This is a genomic window from Stenotrophomonas sp. NRRL B-14846 (assembly GCF_050473585.1).
Lineage (GTDB): Bacteria > Pseudomonadota > Gammaproteobacteria > Xanthomonadales > Xanthomonadaceae > Stenotrophomonas.
Genome location: NZ_JBFLUN010000022.1, coordinates 1,271,438 through 1,287,955, shown reverse-complemented (window position 1 = coordinate 1,287,955; position 16,518 = coordinate 1,271,438). Strand labels below are relative to the sequence as shown.

Sequence of the window (16,518 nt, the reverse complement as noted above, 5' to 3'; positions counted from 1 at the left end):
AGATGACTGGTAATGATACCGCAGGCCGCGGGTGCCCGGAATGAGGGCTTCACCCTGCCCCCAGCGCCTGCCGCAGCAGCGGCAGCTGGCGCCGGCTGCAGGGAACTTTGGCCCCGTCGGCCATGTGCAGCAGGGCCTCGCCGCCGTCCAGCGGCTCGATCGAGCGCAACTGGCCCCGATGGATCAGCCAGCTGCGGTGCGGGCGCAGGAACACCCCCGGGTCCAGCCGCTGCTCCAGTACCGCCATGGTGATCCGCAGCGGGTAGTCGTGGCCGCGTACCCGCAGGTTCACGTAGTTCCCCGCGGCCTGGGCGTACTCCACGTCCGCAGTGGCGACCAGGAACTCCTTGCCCAGCTTGCGCACCAGGAAGTGCTGGGGGCGCTCGACCGGCTCCACCGGCGGGCCGACGTCGGGCTCGGCCAGCAGGCTCGCTTCGCCCTGCCGGCGCCGGCCGAACCAGCTGGCAAAGTGCTCCAGTGCCACGAACATCGCAAACGTGCGTACATCCTTCAGGTATTCGTACGCAAAACGCTCCAGCCAGCCGGCATCGTCCTGGTACCGATAGCCAAGCGCTCCATAGGCCAGGTGCCGCAGCAGCATCATCCCCACCACGTGCAGCAGCGACCAGCCGACGCTGGCCAGCAGATACAGCGGCAACCGCTGCTTCCAGGTATCGGCATGCAGCGGCCAGCGCTCGCAGCCCCACCAGAGCAGCGGCAGGGTCAACAGGATCAGGCCGAGGCTGCTGAACTCCCAGATCATCGGTTCCCACAGGCCGAGATCGGCGCCGCGGCGTCCGGCATCCATCACTTCCACCAGCGCATTGGTCACTGCGGAAGCGGACAGGACGGCCGCCCATACCAGCAGGCGGGTTGACGTGCGCCAGCGCGGTGGTCGGCCCTGGGTCATTGCTGCATCCATGTCGTTGCGGTGCTCCAGCCTGCCTCAAGGGACCGAGGGTAGCGGCTCCATTGGTCCCACCACCCCCGCCATTGGTCACTGCGCGGGTTCCGGCGGCCCCTTGGCGGTCGCTGCACGGACCGGGCGGCGTCACCTTGGCTCGACTCTCCGGCACACCATCCCCATGACCCGACGCCACGACATCGACGCCCTGCGCGTGTTCGCCTTCGCCCTGCTGATCCTCTACCACACCGCCATGGCCTATGTGGACGACTGGGGCTTCCACCTCAAGAGCGTGCACACGGCCGAATGGCTGCAGTGGCCGATGGTGTTCGTCAATCGCTGGCGGATGTCACTGCTGTTCCTGATCTCGGGCATCGCCATCGCACTGATGCGGCCCGAAGGCAGGTTGCTGCGCTTCGCCGGCCTGCGTACCTGGAAGCTGCTGTTGCCCCTGCTGTTCGGCATGTTCGTGATCGTACCCATCCAGCCGTACTGCGAAGGCGTGGCCAATGGCCATGTGGCGCCCGGCTTCGGCCACTTCCTGCTGCGCTACTGGCAGGCGCGGCCGTGGCCGGAAGGCAGCTTCGCCGGCTGGCAGTACGGCATCACCTGGAACCACCTGTGGTACCTGGCCTATCTGTGGAACTACACCCTGGCGCTGGCCCTGCTGATGCCATTGCTGGGAACAACAGGGGTGCGCAGCGCGATGGCACGCGTTGCAGCCTCGCCCGCGCTGCTGATCGGCATTCCGTTCGCCCTGCTGCTGGCCTGGGTGGTCTGGCTGGAGCCGATCTATCCGTCCACCAATGCCCTGCTCGGCGACTGGTACCAGCACGCGAAGTACGCCACGGTATTCCTGGCCGGCTACCTGCTGGGTCGCGAGCCACTGTTCTGGGAACGGGTGGTGGCCCTGCGCCGCACCACGCTGTGGCTGGCACTGGCGGCGGTCGGCTGGTACATGGGCCTGCGCATCCTTGGCCAGGTGCTGGCGGCCGATTCCCCCCTGCGGCAATGGCCCGAACCGTTCTGGGACCTGCAGGTCCGGGCCAGCCAGTCGCTGTACGTCTGGACCGCGCTGCTGGCCATCCTGGGCTGGGGAAAGGTCTTCCTTGATCGCCCGTTCCGCTGGTTGCCGTACTGCACCGAGGCCATCTATCCCTGGTACATGCTGCACCAGAGCCTGATCATCGCCCTGCTGTTCTGGCTCAAGCCACTGCAGCTGGGCCCGTGGATGGAACCGGCCCTGCTGCTGGCCGGTACCGTGGGTGGCTGCCTGCTGATCCACGAGCTGCTGATCCGACGCTCGCGCTGGCTGCGGCCGCTGTTCGGCCTGCGTGCCGATCCGCCTGCGGCGCAGATCGCACGCGCCGTGTCGTTGTAGCGCCAAGCCCATGCTCGACTACCTCTGCCATGAGCCGAGCATGGGCTCGGCTCCACCTCGAGGCAGTCGAGCAAGCTCGACGCTACATAAGCCCGGGATCGGTCATTTCACCTCGAACTCGCCCACCAGCACAGTCTCGGCACGGTCCTTCAGCCGCATCGTGACCATCTGATCCTTCTGCTTCGGCGTGCCCCAGTGCGTGGTCAGGCGCAGCATCAGGGTCGTCGCACCGGTCACCAGCTGCTGGCGGCTGCCGAAATAGTTCGCCTCGACCTTGTACTTGCCCGGCTTGGCGTTGCGCAGCGAGAACTGCTCGGGACCATAGCCGCCGGTGAAGTCCTGCGACATCCGCCCGCCCTGGTAGGTCTGGCGGTTGCCGTAGTACGCGCGCTCGCCATTCGGGTCAGTCACCCACAGGTCCATGTCGCTGTTGTCGGCATCCCACGACAGCACCACGCGCAGGTCCAGCGGCATCGCCTGCAGCAGGCGCGGGTCGATGCTGCGGGTGTCCAGGCGCGGCGTACTGCGCGCCACCAGGTTGGTCAGCTCATCCAATGCGATCAGGGCGATGCCATCGAAACGACTGTCCCACGGCCGCACCACCACCTGGTACAGCGGCGCCAGTGCCTGCTGCGGCTTGCCCGCCGCTGCCAGTGCCAGGCCCAGGTCGCGGAAGCTCTGCGGCTCTTCCTGGCCCATCGCCAGCACCTGCTCGAACACCGGCACCGCCATTGCGGGGGCATCCGCCTGCATCAACCGGTAGCCGAGCACACGCAGCAGGTGGCGGTTGTCCAGATCCATCTCGGCCAGGTTCGACAGCACGCGCAGTGCCAGTTCGCGCTGGCCCTGCTCCAGCAGCAGGTCGGCCACGTCGAGGAAGAACGCGCTGCTGTCGGCGTGGGCATTGCGCTCGGCCAGATAGCGGTCATAGAGCTGCGACGGCGGACCCTGGCGCATGCGACGGGCGATGGCCGAATCCGGCTGCCATGCCGCCAGCTGGATGCCGAGCTGGCCGTCGTTGGCGGCAGCGGATGCGTCGACGAACCCACTGGTGACTGCGATCGCATCCAGCGCCTTGTTCGACGCAGGTGCTGAGCGGCGCGCGCGTGCGCTGCTGGCGTCCATGCGCTGCTCGGCAGCCGCTGCCATCGGTGAAGGCGCAGCCGGCGGGGCAGGCGCAGGGGCTGCCAGCATCGCCACGGGTGCCGATTCGGCTGCGTAGCCTGCGGATGCAACTTCCAGCGCCATTTCCTTCGCCTGCGGCGGCGCGCCCTTCGGCCAGCTGCGGTTCCACCACTGCTGGCGCTCCTTCCAGCGAGCGGCCACTTCATCCAGGCGCTGGCGATCGGCTGCGGCGCGATCACTTACCTGCACTGCAAACCTGGCGTCGTAGTCGGCGCGCAGCGTACCGGACGGACGGATCGCATAGCGCAGGTAGTCCTCCAGCGTCTCCAGCACGATCAGGGAGGTATCCGGCCCGACCAGGCCGAACTGCTGCGACAGCAGCTGCATGGCTTCGCGGTTGCCTCGACGGTCGGCGCCGAGTTGCTGCAGACGGGCCTGCGCCCACAAGCCGGCCACCAGTTCACCGTCGTCACTCTTCTGTGTTGCCGGCAGCGCCTGCCATTCACCGCCGCCCACACGCACCCGCATCGGCACGCCGTCGGCCGCCAGTCGTGCATGCAGCCACAACCAGCCCTGGGCTTCACTGCGACGATCGATCACCACGTCCTGTACGCCACGGCCCGCATCGACCTGCACGTCCAACGGCGACGACAGTAGTTCGAGAGCGGCCGCATCAACATCATTACCCAGCGCGACGAAGCGTCCGCCATGGGCCTCGCTCCAGCCACGCAGTCGCGTGCTGTCAGTACGGGCGCCGGCGCTGCTGATCGCGAACAGGCGTTGATCCGGCGCCATCGCCGGCAGCTGCTCCGGCCCATAGGTCAGCAGTCCATCACTGACCAGCAGGTATTCCTTCACACTCGGCTGCGGCTGCCACTGCGCCAGCGCGCTGGCGCCATCCGGGCGCACGGCCTGCAGCGCCGCACGCAGCTCATTCCAGTTGCCGGCGCGGACGCGGAAGCGCCGCACCGGTTCGGCGCGGTCGCGCAGCACGGTCAATGCCACGGTGCCGTCCCCCATCGCGGCAAAGTAACGATCCAGCAGCGCGAACTCACGCATGCGATTGCGCTGCCCCGCCGAACCGGAACCATCCCACAGAAGGCCGATCTCGCTGGGCAGCGTGCGGGGCGTGCTACTGGCCGCCAACGGCAGCTGCGCCAGCAGGTAGTGCCCATCCTGCCAGGGCGCCACCTGGACCAGCGCCTGACGTGCTGCGGGCAGGCGCCACTGCAGCTGCGTCGGCAGCTGCGCGCCCTTGCCCTGCCAGTGCAGGTGGCCCGCAGTGATGCGGAACGGCGCCATGCCCGCGGTGGACGCGCCCGGCGCCTGCAGCTGCAATTCAACCGAAGCCGCACCGGCGGCAAACTGCAACGGCAATGTCCATTGCCAGCCTTGTCCGGCGAAGGCCAACGGCTCACGAATCACCAGCTGCACGCGGCGGCTGCCACCGGCCGGCAGCGGATAGATGCGCAGCCGGAACTGGTTGCCGGCAGTCTGTTCCAGCAGGCCCGGGTCGACACCACGTCGGGCGATCTCTTCGAACACCTGGCGGCCACGGTCCTTGGGCACCGGCACTGCGTCGCGCAGTTCACCGTTGATGTCCAGCGCGAAGCCCGTGATCTGCTGGCCATCGGCCAGCGGGAACTGCAGCTCGCCCTCCAGCACGCGCCGGTTCGGGTTGTGGAATTCGAGGGTGATCCGGGTCTGGGCGATGCCGGCCTGGACCTCGCCTTCGATGCGGGCGTGTCGCAGTTGGACCGCTTGCTCGGCGGCGGGGGCGATCAGCAACGGGGTAGAGCCACTCGGCACGGGCAGACGCCGCGCCGACTGCGCCGACGCGGGCATGGCCATCAGGCCAAGCAGGAACAGGGTGCAGCAACGGATGAAGACCATGACAGGGCTCCAGTGGGATCGTGATTGTCTGAACGCACGAGGTGGATGGATGGGGTTGACCCGGTTTGATGGTGGTTCTCGACCCTACCAACGCCCAGCCTATATGACCTCCCCTTCCAACCTGAGAATGTGCATGCGCGTCCTTTTCCTGCCTGCCTTGCTCGTCCTGTCATCTCCGCTGGTTGCAGCCGCCTCCACGATGCCCGAGGGAGCCTACTTCCAGCATCACGATTGGGTCGTGGCCTGTGACAACACCCGCACCTGCCGTGCCGCCGGGTACGCCAGTGACGAAGCCAGCACCCTGAGCGTATTGCTGACCCGCGATGGTGGCCCCCAGCAACCGGTTCGTGGCCGGATGTCGCTGCGGCCGATCGACGGCCAGCAGTCGCCCCAAGGCGCCCTGCACCTGCGTATCAAGCAGCGTGATCTGGGTGTGCTGACGCAGGCCAAGGAAGAAGGCATGTACGCGCTGAGCCCGGCACAGACCGCCACCCTGTTGTCGGCGCTGGTGCGCGATGGCGGCATCACGGTGATCGATTCTGGCGGCCATGCATGGTCGCTGTCGGACAAGGGCGCTGCAGCGGTGCTGCTGAAAGCCGATGACTTCCAGGGCCGCGTGGGCACGGTGGGCGCGCTGATGCGCAAGGGCGTGGCGGCCGAGAGCAGTGTGCCGGCAGCACTACCAAAGCCGGTGATTCGCAAGGCGACGACGCAGTTCTCTTTGCCCGATGACCGGGCATTCGCCAAGCTCGCAACCTCGCCTGCATTGCGTGCAGCACTGCGCGCGACCTTGAAGGAACGGAGCTGCGAAGGACTGCTCGATGCTGATCGGGACCCACCCCTCCAGAACTCGCCACTGGGAATCCAACGCCTCGATGGGATGCACCTGCTCGTCAGCATGCGCTGCTGGGACGCGGCCTATAACACCGGCGATGGTTACTGGGTCATCCGTGAGCAAGCGCCTTCTCGGGCAGTTTGGGTGACCAGTGACGCCACCTCCTACGGAAATGGAGAGATCATCGCTTCCCAATCCGATCGCTCCGAGCCCAACTGCAGGTCCGAACAATCATGGACTTGGAATGGCACCCGCTTCGTTGCGACCTCAGCTACGAAAAGCGTCTTCTGCCGACATGTGCTTGATGGAACCTGGCAGTTGCCTACGCAGGTCACCGAAGTGCGATGAACGCTGAGAACCTTGCCACCACGAACGAAAGGCATTGCAGGGCTCCAGTGGGATCGTGGACCTTTGAACGCGCGAACGGCCGGAACGGGGTTGAACACCGTGCAGCTTTTCATCGCCCCCACCAGCAGGCACCATGCCCCACTTTCCCCACGTGCAAGGATGCCGATGCGATCCCTCCTCCCCGCCGCCCTGCTGGCCCTGGCCTGCCCATTGAGCGCCAGTGCCGCTACCCCGGCCAAGAGCCTGTATTTCCAGCACCACGACTGGATCGTGGCCTGCGACAACACCCTGACCTGCCGCGCCGCTGGCTATGCCCCCGACGATGGCAGCACCCTGAGTGTGCTGCTCACCCGCAAGGGTGGCCCGGGCCAGGCCATCCAGGGCCGCCTGTCGTTGCAGCCGGAAGAAGGCCAGCCCCAGCCCAAGGGCGCACTGCATCTGCGCATCCAGCAGCAGGATCTGGGCGTTCTGGCACCCGCAAAGGGCGAAGGCACGCACAGCCTGAATGCCGCGCAGACCAGCACACTGCTGTCCGCGCTGGTACGCGACGGTGGAGTCAGTGTGACCGATGGCGCGGGCCATCGCTGGCCGTTGTCAGACAAGGGGGCGGCAGCGGTGCTGCTGAAGATCGATGAGTACCAGGGACGCCTCGGCACACCCGGCGCGGTGATGCGCAAGGGCAGTACGCCTGAATCCGACGTTCCCGCCGCCCTGCCGGTGCCAGTGGTGCGTAAGGCCGCTACCGTTGACTCGACCCCGGATGATCCGGCGTTTGCGAAACTGGCCGCCTCACCCGCCCTGCGCGCTGCTCTGCGTGCCACGCTGGAGGGCGACAGCTGCGAAGGCCTTCAGGAAGCTGATGCCGATACTCCGCTGAGCAACTCGCCGCTGGAGGTCCGCCGCCTGGACGCACAGCACGTGCTGGTCAACGTGCCCTGCTGGCGAGCGGCCTATAACAGCGGCGATGGCTACTGGGTGGCCCGCCCACAGCCGCCGTTCCAGGCAAAGTGGGTGACCAGCGATGCCATCGACTACGACGATGGCCAGATCATTGCCGCGCAGAAGGGCCGCGGCCTCGCTGACTGCATTTCGCACGCAGCCTGGACGTGGGACGGGACGAACTTCATCGCGACGTCGGAGGTGGCACCTGGACTATGCCGGGGCGTGCCAGGGGGCACCTGGGAACTGCCGATGCTGGTCAGCGAGGTCCGCTGACGCCACAGAAAAAGGGGACGGAGGGGATTAAGTCGCTTGTGCCTTGTTTGCCACTTGCGACTTAATCCCCTCCGTCCCCTTTTTTCATGCGGGGAGGCTGTGCTCGACGATCAGCTGGATGGCGCTGCCGCCGCGATAGTCGTCGCAGGCCAGCCGGTAGGCGAGATGCACATGGCGGCCCGGTGCGTTTCCGTGCCAGCCACCGAAGTGGATCGCGTTGATCGTGCCGGGTACGCCGGGCAGGCGCAGTTCCAGCTTCAGGTGGCGCTCCTTCAACACGCGCCAGTTGGCCACTTCGAAGTGGCCATCGAACAGCGGTTCGGGGAAGCCCTGGCCCCATGGTCCAGCCAGGCGCAATGCATCGGCGTGGCGATGGTCGAGCTCGTCGGCGGCCAGTTCGCCGTCACTCAACACCTGCTGCTGCAGCGCCGCCGGGTCGAGCATTTCCAGCACGACAGCCACGAAGGCCGCCTTGAAATCATCAACGTGATCAAGCCGCAGGCTGAGGCCCGCCGCCATGGCGTGGCCACCGAAGCGTTCGATCAGGCCCGGATGCCGCGCGTCGACCAGTGCCAGCGCGTCACGGATGTGCAGGCCGGGAATCGAGCGCGCCGAGCCACGCAGCGTGTCGGCGCCCGGTTCGGCCGGGGCGAAGGCAATGACCGGGCGATGCAGGCGATCCTTCATCTTCGACGCGACCAGGCCGACCACGCCCGGGTGCCAATCGGCATCGAACAGGCAGGCAGCGACCGGTCGCTGCCCTGCCATGTCCAGCACCACGCGGGTCAACGCCTGCTCGGCGTCATCGGTCATCGACTGCTGCACCGCGCGCCGTTCCGAATTGATCTGCTCCAGCGTCTGCGCGATCTCGTGCGCCTGACGCGGATCCTCGGTCAGCAGCAGCGCGATGCCCAGCGCCATGTCCTCCAGCCGGCCCGCCGCGTTCAGACGCGGGCCGAGTGCGAAGCCGATGTCGGTGGCGGTCAGTCGCGCGGCATCACGGCCACTGGCTTCGATCAGCGCACGCAGGCCGACACAGCCCTGCCCTGCGCGCAGACGGCGCAGGCCCGCGCTGACCAGCGCACGGTTGTTCGGATCCAGCGCCACCAGGTCGGCGACGGTGCCGACCGCCACCAGGTCCAGCAGCGTGGTCAGGTCAGGCCCCTTGCCATCGGCAAAGACACCGGCCTCGCGCATCTGCCGGCGCAACGCCATCAGCACGTAGAAGATCACGCCAACACCGGCCAGCGATTTGCTGGGGAAGGCATCGCCATCCAGATTCGGATCAACGATGACATCGGCCGGCGGCAGCTGCGGGCCAGGAAGATGATGGTCGGTGACCAGCACCTGCCAGCCACGCGCCTTGGCCGCGGTCACGCCGGCGTGGCAGGCAATGCCGTGGTCGACAGTAACCAACAGATCCGGTTTCAGCTCAGCCAGTTCCTCCACCAGAGAAGGTGACAGACCGTAGCCGTGCACCATGCGGTTCGGCACCGCATGGAAGACATGCCGTGCGCCGAGCATGCGCAGGCCACGCACGCCGACCGCACAGGCGGTGGCGCCGTCGCAATCGAAATCGCCGACCACCAGGATGCGCTTGTCGTTGGCGATGGCTTCGACCAGCAGTCCGACCGCATCGTCGATGCCGGTCAGCAGCTCGGGGGCGTGCAGATTGCCCAGTTTCGGCTGCGCCAACTCCGGCGTACCGGCGCCCCGGCTGGCATAGAGACGCGCCAGCAGCGGCAGCGTGCCCTCCGGCCAGCTGCCGGGCGCGACCGCATCGCGGCGGCGGATCATCGGCGTATCAGAGGTGGGCTGCATGGCATCGGCGGCAAGGGACATCGGCATCGCCGGTTACGAAAGACCCGCGCATGATACCCCGCTCGGCTTGCCGGTCTCCTAGCGGGCTTGGCGCAGGCGTGGCGATCGCCCATGCTTGTCCGCTTCTGAAACGGAATTCGCCATGCACCGCCCGCTGTGCGCACTGATTGCCGGCCTGCTGCTGCCGCTCGCCTCCCACGCCGGAAACACGCCGGTCACACCCGGTATCGAGTTCGTGCACCACGACTGGTTCCTGGCCTGCGACAACACCGGCACCTGCCGCGCCGCCGGCTATGGCCCGGAGAACGCAGACAGCCTTCTGGGCCTGATGCTGGAACGTGCCGCCGGTGCAGGCACGGCAGTGAAAGCACGGCTGCGGGTGGGAGAGGATGGCGAAAGCGCAATGCCTGAAGGGTCGATGCGGCTGCAGGTGAACGGGCACGACCTGGGCCCGGTGCAGGACACCGGCGCCGACGAGGCCGTGACGCTGCGCCCCGCGCAGGTTGAAGCGCTGCTGGCCGCCCTGCCCGGACAGGCACGTATCGAGGTGATCGACAGCAAAGGCACGCACTGGCAGATATCCGACCGTGGTGCCGCCGCTGTATTTCTGAAGATGGACGAGGCACAGGGCCGGGTCGGCACACCCGGCGCCCTGGTGCGGCATGGCACGCGCGCCGAGGCAGGTGTGCCGGCGGCGCGCGCCAGGCCGGTGATCGTGAGCGCGGCGCTGACGACCGCTCGCGCTGGAGACAGCGCGTTGGGCAGCAGCGAGGCGCTGCGCGACGCCCTCATCGCCACGCTCGGCGACAGTGACGACTGTCCGCGCCTGATCGAGTTCAAGCCCCCCCCGGAAATGGTGATCGAGCGGCTGGACGAGCACCATGTGCTGGTGCAGGCGCTGTGCCAGATGGGCGCATACAACTACAGCAATGGCTTCTGGATCGCGCGTGATGAGCCGCCGTTTGCCCCGCAGACGATCACGCTGGAGGCAGAGGGCTTCTCGCGCGCCGAACGCACGCTGTACGCACGCTACAAGGGCCGCGGCATAGGCGACTGCGTTTCCGGCTCGGACTGGGTATGGGATGGCCGCATGTTCCAGCCCAGCAGTGCGTTCAGCACCGGCCTGTGCCGTGGCATGCCGGGCGGCCACTGGATGCTGCCCACCCTGGTCAGCGAGATTCGTTGAATGCATGCATCCTCACTGTTGCGCATGCCGCTGCTGCTGGCGTCGCTGACGCTGGCGTCTACGGCCACGGCCACGGCCACGGAACCGGTTGGCACGTCGTTCGTGGAGGGTGACGGCGTGATGGCCTGCGACAACACCCGCACCTGCCGGCTGGCTGCCTACGGTCCACTGGCACCGCTGATGCTGAGCGCGCTGATCGAACGCAGTGGCGGGCCACGCACGGCAGTCACCGCACGGCTGTCAATGGCCGAAGGCGGCGAGGACGCGCCTCCTACCCCCGTGGCGGTGGCACCGGAAGGAACCTTGCGACTGCGGGTGAACGGAAAGGACCTTGGTGCCATCGGCCAGAGTGAGGCGCTGGCCCCTGGCCTGGAGCTGTCCGCGCATTACGTGACCGCCATGATCGAGGCGCTGCTGGAGGGCAGGCGTGTCGAGATGAACGACGCCTCGGGACACGCGTGGCCACTGTCCTATCGCGGAATCCGCACGCTGCTGCTGAAGATGGACGAAGCACAGGGTCGCATGGATACGCCCGGCGCACTGGTGCACAAGGGTTCACAGCCCGAATCGAAGGTGCCGGTTGCGGTGGCCGCGCCACCACTCAAGGCACCGCCGCTTCTGGCCGAAGCACAGGCAGGCGATGCGCAGCTGGCCCAGCGGGCAGATCTGCTGCGGCAGCTGCAACCGGTGGCCGCTGTAGGAAACACGTGCGACCGGATGTCGTCGCGCCAACTCCACATCGAACGGGTGGACGCCAGCCACGTCCTGGCCCTGTTGAGCTGCGCGACCGACCGCTACGCCGTGCCGGCGGGCACCTGGCTGATCCGCGACCGTCCACCGTTCGCGCCCACGCTGGTTGCTCCGGGCACGCTGTTCCCGCTCTACCCGCATGCCGTCTTTCTGGAAGAAGGCGTTGCGACCGACACTGATGCCTGCGGCACGAACCGGCATTGGGCCTGGGATGGCTCCCGCCTGGTCCTGAGCGCGACGTATCTTGGCGACTACTGCTCAACCCGGAGCCGCAGGCACTGGTCGTTGCCAACCTACGTTACGAAAGTCCAGTAATGCCCAAGCCGAGCGTGGGCTCGGCTCTTCAGGGGAATCAGCAGCACCAGTGGCTGTGCAGCAGCGTGCAGCGTCGGCTTCACTCGTGAAGCTGGCGCGGCTTCTTCCAGAACTGCCAGCGCTGGCCACGGTCCAGCTGGAACTGCAGGCCGTCCTCGAAATCCAGCACCAGCCGCTGCAGCTCGCCACGCTTCAACGCGGCCAGCAGCGGGCGGATCGCATCATTGCCGAGCTGCTGCAAAGAGCGCAGCTGGCGCAGGTCGACCAGTGCATCCACCGCCTGCTCGCCATCCACGGCCACACCGGCAGCCAGGGCCAGGCCCTGCAGCAGCGCATCGCGGCTGCGCACCTGTGCGTGCGGCGTACTGACCGACACTGGCATCACGCCGCCGCCCCAGAACCACAGCGAATTGATCGGCTGTTGTCCCTGCGCGGCGCGCTGCTGGTTCCAGGAATGGTTGTGCAGCAGCACCTGCGCCTCGGTCATCAGCGCCCGCCAGCGGCGGCCGCCCTCGCCTTCCGGCAGGTGCGAGAACAGGTCATCGCCCAGCACCTCGTCCGGACTGTCGAAATCCGGCAGGGCCAGGTCGATCGGAAGCCGCAGGTACCAGCGCGAAGGGTCCGGTGCGTCAAGCACGAACCCGGCATCGGCGAACAACGGCTGCAGCACCGGCAGCAGGGCCAGGCAGTCGGCCAGCGTCGGCCGCAGCGTTTCGCCGTAGGCCATCATCCGCGCGCCGTGCATGTCCGGCACCATGCAGGCCGGATCGGCACGCAGCCAGCTGGCGCCGGCGGCATCGCCGACGTCGCGCTGGCGGGTCAACGCGGCCACCGGCCAGTGCGGCGCGGCGACCGTGAAATGGCGCGTCAGCTGCGCGCGTTCGCCCGGCGCGACCTGCACCGTCGTGGCGCGGCCGAGCGCACGCGCCACATCGTCCGGCAGCGCAGCCGCGGCAAAGCGGCTGCGCGCCGGCAACAGCAGGGTCGCCGTTGCCACTGGGTCAGTCCACGTAGCTGACGCTGACGATCTCGTACTCGCGCTGGCCGGCCGGGGCGTCGATCACGATCGAATCGCCTTCCAGCTTGCCGATCATCGCGCGCGCCACCGGCGAGGAAATCGCGATCAGGCCCAGCTTGATGTCCGCTTCCAGGTCACCGACGATCTGGTACTTCTTCTCTTCGTCGGTTTCCACGTCGGCCAGGGTCACGCTGGCGCCGAATACCACCTTGGAGCCGGCGTTGAGCTTGCTCACGTCGATGATCTCGGCGTGCGACAGCTCGCCTTCCAGCTGCTTGATGCGGCCTTCGATGAAGCCCTGCTCCTCGCGCGCGGCGTGGTACTCGGCGTTCTCCTTCAGGTCGCCATGCTCACGCGCTTCGGCGATGGCGGCGATCACCTTCGGTCGCTTGACCGACTTCAGGTGATCCAGTTCGTCGCGCAGCTTCTGCGCGCCCTTCATCGTGATGGGGGCTCTCATGCATTCAACTCCTTGTGCAGCTCCTGCAGCGACCAGACGGGGCCGGTGCCGCGGAATTCCAGTGAATCCACCAGCGCCTTGGCGCCGGCAATGGTGGTCGAGTAGGTGACGCGATGCTGCAGCGCCTCGCGGCGGATCGAGAACGAGTCGTTGATCGCCGAACGACCTTCGGTCGTGTTGACGATGTAGACGATCTCGCCGTTCTTGATCGAGTCGACGATGTGCGGACGGCCTTCGACCACCTTGTTGATGATCTCGCAGTCCATGCCGTGCTGCTGCAGCCATGCGGCGGTGCCACGGGTGGCGACCAGGCTGTAGCCACGTGCCAGCAGTGCCTTGGCCACCGGCAGCACGCGCTTCTTGTCCGGATCGCGGACCGAAACGAAGGCCTTGCCTACCGGCGGCGCCTTGATGCCACCAGCTTCCTGCGCACGCGCGAAGGCGGCGTTGAAGGTGCGGCCGACGCCCATCACCTCACCGGTGGAGCGCATCTCCGGCCCGAGGATCGGGTCGACGCCCTGGAACTTGGCGAACGGGAAGATCGCTTCCTTCACCGAGTAGTAGTCCGGCACGATTTCCTTGGTCGCGCCCTGCTCGGCCAGCGTCTTGCCGGCCATGCAGCGGGCGGCGATCTTGGCCAGCGGCATGCCGGTGGCCTTGGACACGAACGGCACGGTGCGCGAGGCACGCGGGTTCACTTCCAGCAGGTAGATGGTGTCGGCACCTTCATCGCTGGTCTGGATCGCGAACTGGGTGTTCATCAGGCCGACCACGTTCAGGGCCTTGGCCAGTTCCACCACCTGGCGGCGCAGCTCGGCCTGGGTTTCAGCCGACAGCGAGTACGGCGGCAGCGAGCACGAGGAATCGCCCGAGTGCACGCCGGCTTCTTCGATGTGCTCCATCACGCCGCCGATCAGGACGTTGCCCTGGGCGTCGGCAATGATGTCGACGTCGCACTCCACGGCGTTGTCGAGGAAGCGGTCCAGCAGCACCGGCGAATCGTTGGACACCTTCACCGCGTCGCGCACGTAGCGGGCCAGATCGGCTTCGCCGTAGACGATTTCCATCGCACGGCCGCCCAGCACGTAGCTCGGGCGCACCACCAGCGGGTAGCCGATCTCGCGGGCCAGCAGCAGGGCTTCCTGGTCGTTGCGGGCGATGCGGTTCGGCGGCTGCTTCAGGCCCAGCGTGTCGACCAGCTGCTGGAAGCGCTCGCGGTCTTCGGCCAGGTCGATGGAGTCCGGGCTGGTGCCGATCACCGGCACGCCGTTGGCTTCCAGCGCGCGCGCCAGCTTCAGCGGGGTCTGCCCGCCGTACTGCACGATCACGCCCTTCGGCTGTTCCAGTTCGACGATTTCCAGCACGTCTTCCAGGGTCAGCGGTTCGAAGTACAGGCGGTCGGAGGTGTCGTAGTCGGTCGACACGGTTTCCGGGTTGCAGTTGACCATGATGGTTTCATAGCCATCCTCGCGCAGCGCCAGCGCCGCGTGCACGCAGCAGTAGTCGAACTCGATGCCCTGGCCGATGCGGTTCGGGCCACCGCCCAGGATCATGATCTTGTCGCGGTTGCTCGGCGCGGCCTCGCACTCGTCCTCGTAGGTCGAGTACAGGTAGGCGGTACCGGTGGAGAATTCACCGGCACAGGAGTCCACGCGCTTGTAGACCGGGCGCACCTTGTGCGCACGACGCAGCGCGCGGATGGCGGCTTCGTTGGTGCCGGTCAGCTGCGCCAGGCGCGCATCGGAGAAGCCAGCGCGCTTCAGCTTGCGCAGGCGGGCGGCGTCCAGCGCGTCGATGCCACCGGCAGCGACTTCGGCTTCCGCCGCGATGATTTCCTCGATCTGGTCCAGGAACCAGTGATCGATGAACGACAGTGCGTAGATCTCTTCCACGCTCATGCCGGCACGGAACGCATCGGCGACGAAGAACAGGCGCTCCGGGCCCGGGGCCTTCAGCTCGCGGCGCAGGGTCTGCAGGTCTTCTTCGTTGCTCAGGTCCAGGCCGGTCGGGTCGAAGCCGACCTTGCCGGTTTCCAGGCCACGCAGGGCCTTCTGCACCGACTCCTGGAAGGTACGGCCCATCGCCATCACCTCGCCCACCGACTTCATCTGGGTGGTCAGGCGGGCATCGGCGGCCGGGAACTTCTCGAAGGCGAAGCGCGGGATCTTGGTGACGACGTAGTCGATCGACGGCTCGAACGAGGCCGGGGTCAGGCCACCGGTGATCTCGTTCTTCAGTTCGTCCAGGGTGTAACCCACGGCCAGCTTGGCGGCGACCTTGGCGATCGGGAAGCCGGTGGCCTTGGAGGCCAGCGCCGAGGAACGCGACACGCGCGGGTTCATCTCGATGACGACGACGCGGCCGGTCTTCGGGTTGATGCCGAACTGCACGTTCGAGCCACCGGTATCGACGCCGATCTTGCGCAGCACGGCGATGGAGGCGTCGCGCAGGCGCTGGTATTCCTTGTCGGTCAGGGTCTGCGCCGGCGCCACGGTGATCGAGTCACCGGTGTGCACGCCCATCGGGTCCAGGTTTTCGATCGAGCAGACGATGATGCAGTTGTCCGCGGTATCGCGGACCACTTCCATCTCGAACTCCTTCCAGCCCAGCACCGACTCTTCCACCAGCACTTCGGTGGTCGGCGACAGTTCCAGGCCGCGGCTGACGATCTCGACCAGCTCTTCGCGGTTGTAGGCGATGCCGCCACCGCTGCCGCCCAGGGTGAAGCTGGGGCGGATGATGGTCGGGTAGCCGACGCGGGTCTGGATTTCCAGCGCTTCGTCCAGGGTGTGGGCGACGGCGGCGGTCGGGCATTCCAGGCCGATCTCACCCATGGCGACGCGGAACAGCTCGCGATCTTCGGCCATGCGGATCGCTTCGCGCTTGGCGCCGATCAGTTCGACGTTGTACTTCTCCAGCACGCCGTGGTCAGCCAGGTCCAGTGCACAGTTCAGCGCGGTCTGGCCACCCATGGTCGGCAGCAGCGCGTCGGGCTTTTCCTTGGCGATGATCTTCTCGACCGTCTGCCAGTTGATCGGCTCGATGTAGACGGCGTCGGCCATCTCCGGGTCGGTCATGATCGTGGCCGGGTTGCTGTTGACCAGCACCACGCGGTAACCCTCGTCACGCAGGGCCTTGCAGGCCTGGGCGCCGGAGTAGTCGAACTCGCAGGCCTGGCCGATGACGATCGGGCCAGCACCGATGATGAGGATGGTCTTGAGGTCAGTGCGCTTGGGCATTTTCTTCTCTAAGTCAGTACAGCGTGAC

General features: G+C 67.1%; 11 protein-coding genes. 5 read left to right on the top strand and 6 right to left on the bottom strand.

Features of this window, described 5'->3' with window-relative positions; genetic code table 11:
• Positions 1 to 49 precede the first annotated feature (49 nt).
• Entirely contained in the window at positions 50 to 910 is an 861-nt protein-coding gene (locus AB1281_RS08235) for a LytTR family DNA-binding domain-containing protein (RefSeq protein WP_430345562.1), read from the bottom strand.
• A 175-nt stretch (positions 911 to 1,085) separates the two neighbouring features.
• Here AB1281_RS08235 and AB1281_RS08230 point away from each other — a divergent pair, with 175 nt between their 5' ends.
• Positions 1,086 to 2,285 carry an acyltransferase family protein gene (locus tag AB1281_RS08230; RefSeq protein WP_430345561.1) on the top strand — a complete coding sequence of 400 codons (1,200 nt, stop codon included), beginning with the start codon at positions 1,086 to 1,088 and terminating at the stop codon, positions 2,283 to 2,285.
• A gap of 102 nt (positions 2,286 to 2,387) precedes the next feature.
• On the opposite strand, the gene AB1281_RS08225 is transcribed toward AB1281_RS08230, so the two are convergent.
• Positions 2,388 to 5,303, bottom strand: a complete 2,916-nt coding sequence (locus tag AB1281_RS08225) for a VIT domain-containing protein (RefSeq protein ID WP_430345560.1) — start codon at positions 5,301 to 5,303, stop codon at positions 2,388 to 2,390.
• Positions 5,304 to 5,436: 133 nt separating this feature from the next.
• Between AB1281_RS08225 and AB1281_RS08220 the strand changes: the two genes are divergently transcribed.
• Positions 5,437 to 6,486 carry a DUF1176 domain-containing protein gene (locus AB1281_RS08220; RefSeq protein WP_430345559.1) on the top strand — a complete coding sequence of 350 codons (1,050 nt, stop codon included), beginning with the start codon at positions 5,437 to 5,439 and terminating at the stop codon, positions 6,484 to 6,486.
• A 165-nt stretch (positions 6,487 to 6,651) separates the two neighbouring features.
• The gene (locus tag AB1281_RS08215; RefSeq protein ID WP_430345558.1) at positions 6,652 to 7,701 is read left to right on the top strand and encodes a DUF1176 domain-containing protein; all 1,050 of its coding nucleotides are present in this window, start codon (positions 6,652 to 6,654) and stop codon (positions 7,699 to 7,701) included.
• Positions 7,702 to 7,785: 84 nt separating this feature from the next.
• Here AB1281_RS08215 and recJ read toward each other — a convergent pair whose 3' ends face one another.
• Positions 7,786 to 9,543 (bottom strand): single-stranded-DNA-specific exonuclease RecJ, encoded by a 1,758-nt coding sequence (gene recJ / locus AB1281_RS08210; RefSeq protein ID WP_430345557.1) that lies wholly within the window; start codon positions 9,541 to 9,543, stop codon positions 7,786 to 7,788.
• Between the two features lie 121 nt (positions 9,544 to 9,664).
• Here recJ and AB1281_RS08205 point away from each other — a divergent pair, with 121 nt between their 5' ends.
• Both AB1281_RS08205 and AB1281_RS08200 read left to right on the top strand, forming a co-directional pair.
• A complete protein-coding gene (locus AB1281_RS08205; RefSeq protein WP_430345556.1) occupies positions 9,665 to 10,708 on the top strand; it encodes a DUF1176 domain-containing protein in 1,044 nt (347 codons plus the stop codon).
• A 24-nt stretch (positions 10,709 to 10,732) separates the two neighbouring features.
• Positions 10,733 to 11,773, top strand: a complete 1,041-nt coding sequence (locus AB1281_RS08200; RefSeq protein WP_430345555.1) for a DUF1176 domain-containing protein — start codon at positions 10,733 to 10,735, stop codon at positions 11,771 to 11,773.
• A 79-nt stretch (positions 11,774 to 11,852) separates the two neighbouring features.
• Here the strand turns inward: AB1281_RS08200 and AB1281_RS08195 are convergent, their stop codons facing one another.
• The 3 genes from AB1281_RS08195 to carB are packed head-to-tail and all read right to left on the bottom strand — an operon-like array spanning position 11,853 to position 16,490.
• A complete protein-coding gene (locus AB1281_RS08195; RefSeq protein ID WP_430345554.1) occupies positions 11,853 to 12,770 on the bottom strand; it encodes a phosphoglycerate mutase in 918 nt (305 codons plus the stop codon).
• Positions 12,771 to 12,774: 4 nt separating this feature from the next.
• Positions 12,775 to 13,239 carry a transcription elongation factor GreA gene (gene greA / locus AB1281_RS08190; protein ID WP_026347191.1) on the bottom strand — a complete coding sequence of 155 codons (465 nt, stop codon included), beginning with the start codon at positions 13,237 to 13,239 and terminating at the stop codon, positions 12,775 to 12,777.
• Between the two features lie 8 nt (positions 13,240 to 13,247).
• The gene (gene carB, locus AB1281_RS08185; RefSeq protein ID WP_430345553.1) at positions 13,248 to 16,490 is read right to left on the bottom strand and encodes a carbamoyl-phosphate synthase large subunit; all 3,243 of its coding nucleotides are present in this window, start codon (positions 16,488 to 16,490) and stop codon (positions 13,248 to 13,250) included.
• Positions 16,491 to 16,518 lie beyond the last annotated feature (28 nt).

Bases quoted from the DNA above. Each gene is read 5' to 3' on its own strand.
- AB1281_RS08235 (WP_430345562.1), bottom strand. From the start codon at position 910: ATGACCCAGGGCCGACCACCGCGCTGGCGCACGTCAACCCGCCTGCTG.
- AB1281_RS08230 (WP_430345561.1), top strand. From the start codon at position 1,086: ATGACCCGACGCCACGACATCGACGCCCTGCGCGTGTTCGCCTTCGCC.
- AB1281_RS08225 (WP_430345560.1), bottom strand. From the start codon at position 5,303: ATGGTCTTCATCCGTTGCTGCACCCTGTTCCTGCTTGGCCTGATGGCC.
- AB1281_RS08220 (WP_430345559.1), top strand. From the start codon at position 5,437: ATGCGCGTCCTTTTCCTGCCTGCCTTGCTCGTCCTGTCATCTCCGCTG.
- AB1281_RS08215 (WP_430345558.1), top strand. From the start codon at position 6,652: ATGCGATCCCTCCTCCCCGCCGCCCTGCTGGCCCTGGCCTGCCCATTG.
- recJ (WP_430345557.1), bottom strand. From the start codon at position 9,543: ATGTCCCTTGCCGCCGATGCCATGCAGCCCACCTCTGATACGCCGATG.
- AB1281_RS08205 (WP_430345556.1), top strand. From the start codon at position 9,665: ATGCACCGCCCGCTGTGCGCACTGATTGCCGGCCTGCTGCTGCCGCTC.
- AB1281_RS08200 (WP_430345555.1), top strand. From the start codon at position 10,733: ATGCCGCTGCTGCTGGCGTCGCTGACGCTGGCGTCTACGGCCACGGCC.
- carB (WP_430345553.1), bottom strand. From the start codon at position 16,490: ATGCCCAAGCGCACTGACCTCAAGACCATCCTCATCATCGGTGCTGGC.